This is a genomic window from Butyrivibrio sp. FC2001, from assembly GCF_000424125.1.
GTDB lineage: Bacteria > Bacillota > Clostridia > Lachnospirales > Lachnospiraceae > Butyrivibrio.
Map to the genome: position 1 here is coordinate 757,124 of NZ_KE384132.1, position 14,042 is coordinate 771,165.

12 protein-coding genes are annotated in these 14,042 nt (G+C 43.8%); all 12 read right to left on the reverse strand.

The genetic code is table 11. The features are described 5' to 3' along the window. The 12 genes from ilvA to G601_RS0117055 all read right to left on the reverse strand — a co-directional run bounded on the left by ilvA (position 1) and on the right by G601_RS0117055 (position 14,017). Entirely contained in the window at positions 1–1,230 is a 1,230-nt protein-coding gene (gene ilvA / locus G601_RS0117000; RefSeq protein WP_026490929.1) for a threonine ammonia-lyase, read from the reverse strand. A gap of 145 nt (positions 1,231–1,375) precedes the next feature. Next, entirely contained in the window at positions 1,376–2,290 is a 915-nt protein-coding gene (ftsY, locus tag G601_RS0117005; RefSeq protein WP_026666048.1) for a signal recognition particle-docking protein FtsY, read from the reverse strand. Further along, positions 2,290–5,847 carry a chromosome segregation protein SMC gene (smc, locus tag G601_RS0117010; RefSeq protein ID WP_026666049.1) on the reverse strand — a complete coding sequence of 1,186 codons (3,558 nt, stop codon included), beginning with the start codon at positions 5,845–5,847 and terminating at the stop codon, positions 2,290–2,292. Before smc ends, ftsY begins: the two co-directional genes overlap by 1 nt. A 1-nt stretch (position 5,848) precedes the next feature. Further along, positions 5,849–6,541: a ribonuclease III gene (gene rnc, locus G601_RS0117015; RefSeq protein WP_026666050.1), complete on the reverse strand. Its 693-nt coding sequence runs from the start codon at positions 6,539–6,541 to the stop codon at positions 5,849–5,851. Positions 6,542–6,648: 107 nt separating this feature from the next. Continuing rightward, complete coding sequence (gene acpP, locus G601_RS0117020) at positions 6,649–6,885, reverse strand: acyl carrier protein (protein WP_026490933.1); 237 nt, start codon at positions 6,883–6,885, stop codon at positions 6,649–6,651. A gap of 107 nt (positions 6,886–6,992) precedes the next feature. After that, on the reverse strand, positions 6,993–8,003 hold the full coding sequence (gene plsX / locus G601_RS0117025; protein ID WP_026490934.1) for a phosphate acyltransferase PlsX: 1,011 nt from the start codon (positions 8,001–8,003) through the stop codon (positions 6,993–6,995). Between the two features lie 128 nt (positions 8,004–8,131). Continuing rightward, positions 8,132–8,314 (reverse strand): 50S ribosomal protein L32, encoded by a 183-nt coding sequence (gene rpmF, locus G601_RS0117030; protein ID WP_026490935.1) that lies wholly within the window; start codon positions 8,312–8,314, stop codon positions 8,132–8,134. 150 nt (positions 8,315–8,464) lie between these two features. Next, positions 8,465–9,076, reverse strand: a complete 612-nt coding sequence (locus G601_RS25355) for a hypothetical protein (protein WP_051205976.1) — start codon at positions 9,074–9,076, stop codon at positions 8,465–8,467. Positions 9,077–9,114: 38 nt separating this feature from the next. Continuing rightward, the gene (locus tag G601_RS0117040) at positions 9,115–10,314 is read right to left on the reverse strand and encodes an ABC transporter permease (protein WP_026666051.1); all 1,200 of its coding nucleotides are present in this window, start codon (positions 10,312–10,314) and stop codon (positions 9,115–9,117) included. Continuing rightward, positions 10,307–11,002, reverse strand: coding sequence for an ABC transporter ATP-binding protein (locus G601_RS0117045; RefSeq protein ID WP_026490937.1), 696 nt, complete (start codon positions 11,000–11,002; stop codon positions 10,307–10,309). Before G601_RS0117045 ends, G601_RS0117040 begins: the two co-directional genes overlap by 8 nt. Continuing rightward, complete coding sequence (locus G601_RS0117050) at positions 10,999–12,702, reverse strand: efflux RND transporter periplasmic adaptor subunit (RefSeq protein WP_026490938.1); 1,704 nt, start codon at positions 12,700–12,702, stop codon at positions 10,999–11,001. The genes G601_RS0117045 and G601_RS0117050 overlap by 4 nt, the downstream gene beginning before the upstream one ends. Before the next feature lie 121 nt (positions 12,703–12,823). Next, positions 12,824–14,017 carry an acetate kinase gene (locus G601_RS0117055; protein WP_026666052.1) on the reverse strand — a complete coding sequence of 398 codons (1,194 nt, stop codon included), beginning with the start codon at positions 14,015–14,017 and terminating at the stop codon, positions 12,824–12,826. Positions 14,018–14,042: the final 25 nt, after the last annotated feature.

The window sequence follows — 14,042 nt, forward strand, 5'->3', positions numbered from 1 at the left end:
TTAAATATTTGTACGAACAAGTCTCGGCTTATATCCATTCTCTTCAAGGACCTTAATAATCTCTTCCTTGTGCTCGCTACCAAATGCCTCCAAAGTGATTCGCAGTTCTACAGCTGCGTTTCTGTTTATTGATACAAACTGATTATGCTCAAGCTTGATAACGTTACCGCCTGTCTTAGCAACAACTCCGGCAACAGCAGCAAGCTGACCCGGCTTATCGGGAAGAAGAACGGAAACTGTGAAGATACGATTTCTCATTATAAGTCCCTGCTGAACAACAGATGACATTGTAATGATATCCATGTTACCGCCTGAAAGTACACAGACGATTCTCTTATCCTTCACATCAAGCTGCTTGAGTGCAGCAACTGATAAAAGGCCTGAGTTCTCAACAACCATCTTGTGGTTCTCAACCATATCAAGGAATGAAACTACAAGATCCTCATCAGGAACGGCAATTATTTCGTCAATATTCTGCTGGATATAGGGAAAAATCTTTTCTCCGGGAGTCTTAACAGCAGTACCATCAGCGATAGTATTAACTGAAGGAAGTGTTGTTACCTTTCCGTTTTTAAGACTCACCTGCATGCAGTTAGCTCCTGCAGGCTCAACACCTATAACCTTTATCTTGGGATTAAGAAGCTTTGCAAGTGTACCAACACCTGTAGCAAGTCCGCCTCCACCGATGGGCACGAGAATCATGTCAACTGTGGGAAGCTCCTTGATGATCTCCATCGCGATGGTTCCCTGACCTGTAGCAACATCCAGATCATCGAAGGGATGAACGAAGGTGTAGCCCTTCTCATCAGCAAGCTTAAGTGCATGCTCGCAGGCTTCATCATACACATCTCCGTGAAGGATAACCTCAGCACCAAGAGCCTTTGTTCTGTTTACCTTAATAAGAGGTGTGGATGTAGGCATTACAATAGTTGCCTTAACTCCATAGCTCTTTGCAGCGTAAGCAACGCCCTGAGCATGGTTACCGGCTGAAGCGGTAATAAGCCCCTTTTCCCTCTCATCCTCAGACATGGTGGAAATCTTATAGTAAGCACCTCTTACCTTATAAGCACCTGTTCTCTGAAGATTCTCAGGCTTAAGGTATACCTTGTTACCTGTTGTAGCACTCCAGTAGTCACTGAAGATCAGCTTTGTTTCAAGTGTAACCTTTTTTACATCCTCATACGCCTCCTCAAAAGCAGGAAGTGTTAAGCTTTTGTTGTTCTCAGACATGGTTTTCTCCTCCCGAATAATCTATTGAAATCCCCTCATCCGTCAGCTACGCAGCCACCTTCCCCCCAAGGGGAAGGCTTTAATTATATTGCCTTCCCCCTCTGGGGGAAGGTGTCAGCGAAGCTGACGGATGAGGGCCAATTCTTTATGAAAATAGTGCATCTACAAACTGGTCTGATTCAAATCTCTCAAGATCCTCAAGACCTTCGCCGACACCAATATACTTAACCGGCACATTGAGTTCGGATACTATCGCTACAGCGATACCTCCCTTGGCTGTACCGTCGAGTTTTGTAAGAACAATTCCTGTAAGGTTTGCAACCTCACCGAATTCCCTGGCCTGGGAAATAGCATTCTGTCCGGTTGTTCCGTCAAGAACGATAAAGTTTTCTCTATGAATATCAGGAAGCTCCTTATCAAGAATTCTGTTCATCTTGGCAAGCTCTTCCATGAGGTTCTTCTTATTGTGAAGTCTTCCTGCAGTATCGATCATAAGGATATCGCAGTCCCTTGATCTGAATGCAGCAACCGCATCATAAATAACGCTGGCGGGATCTGCACCCTCCTTACCTGCTATAAGCGGAACCTCAGCGCGCTCAGTCCACTGTCTGAGCTGCTCTGTCGCACCTGCTCTGTAGGTATCGGCAGCTGCCACAAGAACCTTCTTGCCCTTTCTTCTGTAAAGAGCAGCAAGCTTACCGACAGAGGTTGTCTTACCAACTCCATTTACACCGATCACGAAAATAACAGCCTTATTATTCTCAAAATCATAGGTGTCTTCATCTGTCTTCATCTGCTCACGGATATTGGAAATAAGCAGAGTCTTGCATGCCCAGGTATCTGTAATGTGGTTATCTCTAACCTGTTCTCTGAGCTTATCCATGATACGGCTTGTGGCATTAACACCAATGTCACCCATAATAAGGGTTTCCTCAAGCTCCTCATAGAAATCCTCATCGACTGTAGAGAAGTTACTAAGGACATTATTTATGCCCTTGACCACACCTTCTTTAGTTTTAGTAAGACCATTTGACAGCCTTGCAAAAAAGCCATTTGCCATTAGTCAGTTAGCTCCTTATCAATCAAATTAACGCTGACAAGCGTGGATACGCCCTTCTCCTGCATGGTAATACCGTAGAGTCTGTCAGCACTTTCCATTGTACCACGCCTATGGGTAATTACAACAAACTGCGTGGACTTAAGTTTATGCAGATAATGTGCGAATCTTACGACGTTATTCTCATCAAGCGCAGCCTCGATCTCGTCAAGCAGACAGAAGGGGGAAGGCTTGAGGTTCTGAATAGCAAACAAAAGTGCAATTGCTGCCAGAGCCTTCTCACCACCGGAGAGCTGCATCATGTTAACAAGCTTCTTTCCCGGGGGCTGAGCGTTGATTCTGATTCCTGCCTCAAGGATGTCAACATCCTCAACGAGCTCCAGAGTTCCCTTACCGCCTCCAAACATCTCCTTGAATACCTTATCAAACTCTGTCTGGATCTTGGTGAACTCCTCCATGAACTGCTTTCTCATGGATTCATCGAGCTCTGCGATAATCTCTCTAAGCTGCTGCTCGGCTGCAACAAGGTCATCGTGCTGGGTCTTCATAAAGGTGTATCTCTCCATGAGTACCCTGTAGTCCTCGATAGCGTTTACATTTACGTCCCCAAGTTTTCTTATTGCATCCTTTAAGCTGCTAATCTGCTTCTTCATGGCAGAAACATCTGTCATGTTCTCATCACGCATGGATGCTGCATCTGTAAGGGTAATCTCATACTCATCCCACATGTAATTGATCTGAGTTTCGATTGCTTCCTTAGCGCGCTCGCATCTTGCGCCAAGTCTTGTAACCTCTTTATCGAGGCCGTTCATTGTCTGATTAAGCTCTTCTGTAAGCTTGAAGAAATTCTTCTGGGAAGCTGTGAGCTCTTCCTTCCTTGCTCTCTTTTCATCAAGCTCCTTGCTGACATCAGTCTGCACATCCTTGGAGCTCTCGATCGTGAGCTTGATCTCTTCAATATCCTTCTTCCTCTGAGTAAGGATTTCGTCATTCTTCTTAATGGATTCAAGTATCTCATCAAGAGCTGCCTTCTCAGTATCAATCTCACCGTTTATACGATCGAGATTCTGCTGTTCGAAGGTCTCCTTCTGAAGGATCTTCTCATATTCAATATCCCAGGAGGAAACATTCTCTGATTCCTTTTCCTCCTCAGCATGAAGAGCTTCAAGCCTGGCCTGATACTCAGTAACCTTGGCCGACTCATCCTTCTCGGTCTTCTCTGAGAGCTCGAGAGCATTCTTATACTCATCGCGCTCGGTCTTTATTTCAACCATGAGCTGCTCGATGTTCTCGCTCTCAGCCTTAAGGTCTGAATAGTCACCCTTCTGCTGGTTCTGTCTCTCCTTCTCATTCTCAACATTTATTCTTGCAGTATTCTGCTCGATAAATTTGCTCTGGAGAGCAGTTCTCAGCTCCTCTATTGCTGTACGAAGCTCATTTCTGCGCTTCTTGGTATCATCAATCTCCTTCTGGAAAAGAGCGATGTCATCCTTGCACTTCTTAATGCTCTTCTCAAGGTCCTCCATCTCACGTCTTCTACCAAGGAGATTGGAGTTATTACGGAAGGTACCACCACTTATGGCACCGCCGGGAACAAGAAGCTCTCCTTCAAGGGTAACCATTCTGATTGTGTACTTATATTTTCTTGCGATAAGAACCGCGTTATCTACTGTATCTACAACTACGATTCTTCCAAGCATCGCCTTTGCAACGCTTCTGTATTTATCCTCTGTATCTACAAGCTCATCAGCCATGCCGAGGACGCCCTTTTCATTAAGAGCCTCCTGAGCCTTGAATTCCTGGGGCTCACGAATACTTGTCAGAGGAAGAAAGGTCGCACGACCTGCCCTTGATTTCTTAAGGTATTCGATCATATCCTTAGCAGTATCCTCATCATCGGTAACGATGTTCTGGATATTACCGCCAAGAGCGATCTCAATAGCCGTCTCATACTTGGGCTGTGTCTTAATGATATCTGCAACAACACCGATGATTCCCGGGTTGTCATCCTTTTTCTCCATGACCTTCTTAACACTGCCGCCGTATCCCTCATAGCGCTCTGTAAGGTTACTGAGTGCTTCAAGCTTGGACTTCTGCTGTGTGTAAAGGTTCTGTACATCACGAAGCTTGGTATCCTTCTGAGTGAGCTTATCCCTTATTCCATCAAGCTCATTCTGAGAATCCTTCTGCTTCATATTCATTGTGCGGATTTCTTCAGTGATCTGATCGAATTCAGCCTGGAGCTTCTTGATTATCTCCTCCTGCTGTGACTCATCGGAACGGGCCTTGACCAGCTTACCTGTAAGCTCCGCCTTGCGAATGTTTATCTGCTCCTGTCTTGTATCAAGGGAGCTGAGCTTGGACTTTATAGTAGAGCGGTCAGACAGAGTCTGAATGATCTTGCTCTTGCAGTTCTCGATCTCATTGTTGATATCGCTTATTTGCGCGATGATTCCGTCCAGCTTCTTTCTTGCTTCCTGTCTGTCAGCAGAGAGAGCTTCAAGCTCCTTGTCGATCTCATTCTTTCCAAGAAGGACCTTCTCCTTTTCCTTCTCCTTATCAGCGATCTTAGCTTCCTCGTCAGCCTTTCTCTTGGCAAAGTGCTCCGCATCACTTGTAGCGAAACGAATCTGCTCATTCATGATACCGATCTGACCTTCGAGTTTTTCTCTCATTACGGAAGTATCGGTGATCTTGGCTCTTGCCTCTTCAATATCATGATCAAGTGTCTCAAGCTCAGTCTGAATCTCCTCGTACTGATGCTTGGTATCCTCGTATTTTGCCTTAGCTTCATCCAGGTTCTTGGATGCTATCTTGAGGTTAGCCTCTGAATCCTCCAGGTTCTTTTTCTGAGCCTGATTATCCAAAAGGAACATATTAACATCAAGAGTCTTAAGCTCTTCCTTGTGCTTTAAGTAAACCTTTGCAACCTCAGACTGCTTCTCCAAAGGCTCTACCTGTTTCTCAAGCTCAGAGAGAATGTCGTTTACACGAGTGAGGTTCTGCTTTTCCTGCTCAAGCTTTTTAACCGCAGTATCCTTGCGGGACTTGAACTTAACGATACCTGCAGCCTCATCAAAAAGGTTACGTCTGTCCTCAGGCTTACTGGACAAAATCTGATCGATCTGACCCTGTCCGATGATAGAGTAGCCCTCTTTACCGATACCGGTATCAAAGAACAGCTCATTTACATCCTTAAGTCTGCAAGTATTGCCATTAATCATATATTCACTCTCTCCGGAGCGATAAAGCCTTCTGGAGACAGTTACTTCATCATATTCGATAGGAAGCGCATGATCTGAATTATCAAGCGTGATAGCGACATAAGCGTAGCCCAAGGGTTTCCTGAGCTCCGTTCCTGCAAAGATTACGTCTGTCATGGTACCGCCACGAAGCTGCTTGATTCTCTGTTCTCCGAGAACCCATCTTACAGCGTCCGCGACGTTACTCTTACCTGAACCGTTAGGTCCAACAATTCCTGATATTCCGTTGTGGAATTCAAGTTTTATCTTATTTGCAAATGACTTAAAGCCATGAATTTCGATGCTTTTTAAATACATGCTACTCTTTTTTCAATTCCAGGATTGCCTGATATGCAGCCTTCTGCTCGGCTGACTTCTTGGTCCTTCCTGACCCCTCTCCCAATTTTTTATCACCTACGTAGACCGCAGCCTCAAATATTTTATCATGTTCAGGACCTTTTTCGCCACAAATTTCATAGCGCAGCTCTAAAGCACTGTCTCTCTGGACAATTTCCTGAAGCACAGACTTGCTGTCGTAGAAGATCTGCTTTTCCTCGGGGTTGTTCAAAATAAATTTCTCTATATGAGCCCTGGCAGCATCAATTCCGCTGTCAAGGTAAATAGCTCCAATAATAGCCTCCATAACATCAGCTATGATGGACTCTCTGTGGCGACCGCCTGTAGCCTCTTCGCCCTTACCCAGAATGAGATACTTTTCAAGATGAACTTCTGCAGCACAATATGCAAGAGCAGGCTCACATACCATGGATGCTCTCATCTTTGTCATCTCACCCTCTTTTTTATCCGGGTATTTCATATATAAGTAGTCACTTGAAACAAGCTCAAGGACAGCGTCACCGAGGAACTCAAGTCTCTCGTAATCCCCGCGCTTGTTTATTTTCTGCTCATTGGCATAAGAGCTGTGTGTCAGTGCCTGAAGCAAAAGATTTTTATCCTTAAAATGATATCCGATGCTATTCTGTAATTCATCAAGTTCATTATCGCCTATCATAGTTATCTCCTATACAAGAAATATCTTTTTATAAACAAAATGATATGATGCAGAGCAAACAAAGCCCTGCCTCATACCACCATCATTTCGAAAAAATCATTTATAGATCAGCCTTCATTTCTGGCTTTCTTCAGAAGCTCTACTGCCTCACCAACTGTTGAAATCTTCTCAGCAAGTTCAGCGTCGATTTTTACATCAAACTCATCCTCGATTCCCATGATGATCTGGAAAACATCAAGTGAATCAGCACCAAGATCGTCAGTGAATGTTGAATCCATTGTGATCTCGTTCACATCAACATTAAGTACATTGGCAATAACTTCCTTAAGCTTTTCGAATTCCATAACTTCTCCATTCCTTCTATAACGAATTCACAGATGTAAATCTGTGTTCTAAAACTATAATACGATTTGCAGTATCTTTACAAGTACTTTCTTTAAATAATTGCCGATTATGAATCTGCTGTGATGGATTCTCTGATCTTCTCAGCAATATTCTGCTCTTTGAAGGTTACGCACTGTAAAATACTGTTCTTAACCTCGATCGCGTTAGCGCTTCCGTGGGTCTTAACAACAAGTCCCTCAAGACCAAGCATGGGTGCTCCGCCGTAGCGATCCATATCATAGTCCTTAAGAACTGACTTAAGTGCGGGCTTGATCAAAAGTCCGCCGATCTTGGATCTAAGGTCACTCATAAGTCCCTTCTTAACAACCTTAAGAAGTGTCTTGGCAACGCCTTCATACATCTTAAGAACAACGTTACCGGTAAATGCCTCGCAGACAATTACATCAGCTGCTCCGCTGGGAATATCCCTGGCCTCTACAGAACCGATGAAGTTGATATCGGGACAATTCTTAAGAAGCGGGAAGGTCTCTTTAACAAGAGCGTTACCCTTCTCCTCCTCAGCACCAATATTCACGATGCCGACTCTGGGATTGGCGATTCCACATACATTCTGCATGTAGATTGTTCCCATCTTGGCAAACTGAACCAGGTGTGAAGGTCTTGCATCAACATTAGCCCCACAGTCAATCAAAAGTGATACGCCGTTTTCAGTAGGAATAAGTGGTGCAAGAGGTGATCTCTCCACTCCCTTTATTCTTCCGACTATAACCTGTCCGCCTACAAGAGTAGCTCCTGTACTACCTGCGGAAACATAAGCATCGCACTCTCCGTGCTTTACAAGGAACATGGCCTTAACTATAGAAGAATCCTTCTTAGTTCTGATAGCCATAACCGGAGGCTCAGCCATCTCGATTACTTCCTCTGCATTAACAACTTCCATTCTATCTTTATCATAAGAATATTTTGAAAGCTCGTCCTTAACTATCTGTTCCTTACCAACAAGAAAAATCTTGAGTTTATCGGATTCGTTAAGTGCATCAACTGCGCCCTTTACTATTTCAAAAGGGGCATTATCTCCTCCCATTGCGTCTACCGCAACTCTTACTAATTCTGCCATCATTACTCCCCAAAAAGTATTAGTTTTCTGTTAAAACATCCACTGAAAAGTTTACTAGAAAATAGCATAAAAAGCAACAAACCCGAGACTTTAAAAAGTCTCGGGTTTGAAAAAGATCTAATTGATTATCAATCTTCGTTAGCTACAACGCTCTTCTTGTTGTAGTAGCCACATTTCTTGCAAACCTTGTGAGGCTGCATAAGCGCGCCACAGTGGCTGCACTTAACCAGTGTGGGAGCAGTCATTTTCCAGTTTGCTCTTCTCTGGTCTCTGTGACCCTTTGAAGATTTATTCTTCGGGCAGATAGACATTCGGTAACACCTCCTTACAGCGTTATATCAATAACCACGAAAGTGATCATTCATTGCATTTGTTAACACACTTAAAATATTATATGCACACTTGCCTTTATTGTCAACAAAGATTTTATTAATTCTATATTCAAGGCCTGTCTGTGGAAACTATCTTCCTTCGTAACGACCAAAGAGAAGGTAATGTCTGTAATACTGGGAAAGGTTGTCACCATAGGCTGCAGACACGTCAGTGTTCTTGGTTCTGTAGCTTGCAGGATTAAATGTAGCGTTACCCTGACGACCTTCCTTCATACCATACTTCACAAAATGAGTAAGAAGTGCATTAGCATCATTACCGATGGCAGCCTGAAGGTCCGCATTGTTATTATAATAATATGTAGCATCAAATACTCCTGCAAGATCCGCTGCGGTAAGGGCCTCTCCTGTCACACATTTATATGTATAGGAAGAAATAAGGCCGTCCTTATACAACATTTTCATCGCCTCAGCAGGGACATTCATTGTCTTATCAAAATAGAAATGATTAACAGCACCTTCATTTATCTGCTCATATTTAAGAGCAAGTCTGAGCTGTCTGTAAACACCGTTTGCATCGGTATTTTTAGTCATTGCAGGTGCAAGGAGTTCCTCTCCTGTGTAGCACTTTTTAAGATCTGCGGCACTGGCGCTTATAGAAAAGGCTGTGCTTGCAATACCAAATGACATAGTGATCCCAAGAACCGATATCCCCAGCTTTTTTAAGATTTTCATTGATTTCATACCTTATCTCCTCCACTTTCTATGTATTAACAATATCATCATTCACTTCTAAGTGCATCAATAGGATTGAGCTGGCTTGCTCTCTTGGCAGGCATCCATCCAAAGATAATGCCGACTGCCGCTGAGAATCCCGTTCCAAGAGCTATTGCACTGTACGAAATTCGAAAATCGATTTTCATTAGTACAGCTCCAACAAATGCAATAAGCAGGCCCAGGCCTATTCCAATTATTCCTCCTATCATGGACAGAACAATCGATTCAATAAGAAACTGCATCTGTATTCTCACAGGCTCAGCTCCAAGAGCCTTTCTTAATCCAATCTCCTTCGTTCTCTCAGAGACTGATACCAGCATCATGTTCATGATACCAATTCCACCTACCACAAGGGCTATAGATGCGATTCCCGCCAGCATGGCAGTCATCATATCCGTAACGGTACTCATGGTATCCATGAGGCTCTCCATATTAATAATGGAATAGCTGTTATCTGCATCATTGTATATGCCATCAAGAACAGATCTCAGATTATCCTCGGCAGTAGTACTTTCATAGCCTTCAGCAATGTAAACCTCTACGCTGGATACGTTCTGCTTTCCGCTCATTCTAAGAACATTCTTATAAGGAACTATTACAGTACCATCCCTGTCGCTGGTGTCATACATGGCACTGAAAAGGCTCTCATCGTCTTTTCTTACACCTACAACTATGTACTCATAGCCATTTAGCTTAAACTGTCTGCCAAGTACATCCGGCGTCTTGAAAACATTTTTGGCAAAATCAGCATCAACAATGCACACCTTGACGTCACCGTTCATATCGTCATTATTAAATATGCGTCCTCTGTCGAGAATGTCATTATGTTCAAAGTAAACTACATCATATCCGGAAATTGAGACCTTATCATAAACCTCATTTCCAAGGCTTGCTGCGCCGTTCATCGAAGCTGTGGGAGCTATTCCCGAAACACCCTCCGTGCCCCTCAGTCTGTCGAGGTCACTCTCAGAAAGTCCCTGTTTTAGAGCGGTTCCAACTGCATTTACATTAAGGGTTCCCGCACCAAGATCTGAAAGCTTCCCGATAACCGAGTCGGTTGCTCCCTTTACCATAGTGACAAGTCCGATTACAGAGGCAACACCTATCACTATACCAAGCATAGTCAGAAATGATCTTAGCTTGTTTGCTTTTATATTCTGCAAAGACATCCTAAAGCTTTGCTTAACTACTGATAAATTAAGCATCTGTCAGATCTCCTTCACTCAGCTCTCCATCAAGAATCCTTACAATTCTTGATGCATGCTCTGCTATATGTCTGTCATGGGTTATCATTATTATAGTTCTGCCCTCTTCATTTAGCTGATGGAAAAGCTCAATGATCTGGGCACCGGTCTTTTGATCCAGGGCTCCCGTGGGCTCATCTGCAAGAAGTATAGTCGGGTTAGCCGCAAGTGCTCTTGCTATGGCAACTCTCTGCTGCTGTCCTCCGGATAGCTGATTGGGAAAATACTCCATTTTATCCCCCAGCTGAACCTTTTCAAGCATCTCTCTTACTCTCTCCCTTCGCTGCTTTTCAGGCATATTGGCATAGATAAGAGGGAGCTCGACATTTTCAAAGGCAGTCTGTCTCTGCAGAAGCTGAAACTGCTGAAAAATGAATCCAACCTCCTTATTCCTGATCTGGGCAAGGGATGCTTCATCCTGATCTGCAATCTTTTTGCCACTGAGATAATATTCACCCTCTGTAGGAACATCAAGACAGCCTATTATGTTCATAAGCGTAGACTTACCGGAACCTGAAGGGCCAAGAATAGCAAGGAACTCACCTCTGTCAACGGTAAGGTCAATCCCCTTAAGAACTCTCGAGGTACCACTTCCAAGAACATAGTCCTTTATGATTCCTTTCATTCTGAGAATCTCATTATCACTCATCGTCTTCCACCCATCCGGCCCATGCCATAGGCTCCATACATAGCATTCTGATTCTCAAGAATTACTTCACCCTCTGATAATCCTTCTACTATCTGCACATAGGTTCCATCTGTTGCACCTGTGGTAACAGTCTTCTTTACAGGATTTTTCCCGTCTCCCTTTACAAGAACATAGGAAGAACCATCCTCATTATCACTTACGGCTGCACTGGGCACTGCGAGCACCTGCTTAAGATCATTAACAGCAAGGCGGATTTCCACGCTCATTCCGCTTTTAATATCATCATCAGCATCAAAATCAACCTCTGCCTCAAAGTAGGAAACGCCATTTTCTATTGTTGCTGTCTTGGATATATGGTTAAGGGCGCCGGTATATTTCTTATCAAGCGCATTAACATCGATCTCGACCTCTTTACCCTCTGTTACTCCCAGGGTGTCATACTCATTGATCTTGATATCGACCTTCATCTTGTCAAAATTGGTAATGACCGCAAGCTTTGTTGATAATGTTGTTGCATCGCCCACCTTAACAGGGACATCTGTAATTATTCCGCTTGTTGCCGCCTTAACCTCACAGTCATTTAACTGTCTCTGATAATTCTCAAGTCTGACCTCATTTACGCTGTCATCACCCTGAAGCTTTGCCTGCTCTATCTTAAGGGCATAGGCTTCAAGCTGCTGACGTGAGCTTGTAACTGCAGCGTTGTAGTTATCAACAGCGTTAAGATAGCTCTGCTGTGCCTGCAGAAGCTGATCAAAAAAATTGGTAAGACTGTTCTGCTCGTTTATCTTTGCAGCCTCATAGCTTGCAAGAGTATCGTTATAGCTGGTCCATGCATTTTCAAGCAAAAGCGATGCCTGATCCTTTTGATTATTAGCTGAATCAACAACATCCTGCGCTGATTCAACCGCCTTCTTGGCAGCATCTCTTGCTGATCTTGCGCTCTCTAAGGCAGTCTTATTAGCTGCACTTTTATCTGATTTATATTTATCCTTTGCATCGGATACGTCATCCTTTGCATCCTCGTAGTCCTTCTTTGCATCGGAAAGCTTACCATCAGCATCGGAAACATTGCCCTCCGCCTGCTCAAGGGAAAGCTGGTTATTTCTTACGTTATTGTAGGAGTTATCAAGACTTGCAATAGCATTAAGCATGGTTCCTGATAAGCCCTGATTATTCAGTTCAACCTCATTGTTATAGTTCTCCTGAGCTGAAACGAGCTGCGCGTATGAGTTATCTATAGCCTGCTCAGCGCTGAGTATTGTTGAATTGAGGTCGTTATCAAGATTGTATTTATAATCGCTGTAGCTCTTCTGAGCCTCCTTAAGAGACAGGGAAGCTGATTCCTCGGTTGATGTCATGGTAGCTTCAAGTTCCTTCACAGACTCCTCAATAGAGCTGGGATCAAGCTTCATTATCACATCGCCCTTTTTAACCTCATCTCCCTCTTCCACAAGAATTTCCTTTACCTTGGGTCCGGCAACATCGGGATAAACATTCATCTCATCAACCGGTGCTATGGTTCCCGTAAAGCTGTGATAGGTCTTTATATCGCGGAGCTGGGCTGTATCCTCAATGAACATCCCGTTATCTCCGCTCTTGGGCATAAGAAAAAGCCCGGCAACAAGCGCAATAGCAGCGACTATCACAACGGGCTTAAACCATTTCTTTTTTCTGATATCCAAAACTTTTTTCAACATTGCTAACTAAACCTCCCCACAAAAGCATTGCATTTCTATTATATCCGAGAAATAGAGTGTGTACAATATAAAACGCTCCCTTTGGACAAGTCCTTAGGGAGCGTATCTTGATCATTTTATATTATTTGCAAAGCTCGTTAGTGTCTCTTGCGATTGCAAGCTCTTCGTTTGTAGGAACTACGAGAACTTTAATCTTTGAATCAGGAGTTGATACCTCCTTATCCTTACCATGAACCTCGTTAGCCTCCTTATCAAGCTTAACGCCAAGGAAACCAAGTCTCTCACATATAATGCTTCTTACAAGAGGTCCGTTCTCACCTACACCTGCTGTAAAGCAGATGCAGTCTACACCGTCCATAGCTGCTGCATAGGAGCCAATGTATTTTGCTACTCTGTAGCAGAAGGTGTTGATCGCACGGATGCAGCCCTTGTCGCCCTTGAAGTAACCGTCCTCAAGATCTCTGAAGTCTGAAGATACATCTCCTGAAAGGCCGTAAACGCCGGACTTTTTGTTGAGAATATTCTCTGCCTCAGCAACATCACAGCCCTCTTTTTTCATAATGAACTCAACAACTGAAGGGTCAATGTCACCACTTCTGGTACCCATGATAAGACCTTCAAGGGGAGTAAGACCCATGGAAGTATCTACGCACTTACCGTTCTTAACTGCTGATACGGATGCACCGTTACCAAGGTGGCATACGATTGTCTTAAGCTCGCTGTAATCCTTACCAAGCATCTCAGCTGCTCTCTTACTTACATAAGAATGGCTTGTTCCGTGGAAGCCGTATCTGCGGATCTTGTACTTTTCATATAAAGAGTAAGGAATACCGTAAAGGTAAGCCTCCTCAGGCATTGTCTGATGGAATGCTGTGTCGAATACTGCAACCATAGGTACTCCGGGCATTGACTTCTGGCATGCTCTGATACCGATCAGGTTAGCAGGATTGTGAAGAGGTGCAAGATCTGAAACCTCCTCGATAGCCTTGATAACTTCCTCGTCGATGACAACTGACTTAGTGAACTTCTCACCGCCGTGTACGATTCTGTGACCTACAGCTCCGATCTCATCAAGAGAAGCGATAACGCCTGTGTCCTTGTTTGTAAGAGCCTCGATAACAAGCTCGATTGCACGGTTGTGATCCGGAATAGCTGTGTCATTTGTAATCTTATCGCCATCACCGGGAGTGAACACTATTCTGCCATCGATGCCGATTCTCTCACAAATACCTTTCCCCAATACATTCTCTGTTTCTGAATCAATAAGCTGGAATTTAAGTGATGAGCTTCCGCAATTGATAACCAGTATTTTCATTATGAAACCTCCATGATAATATATT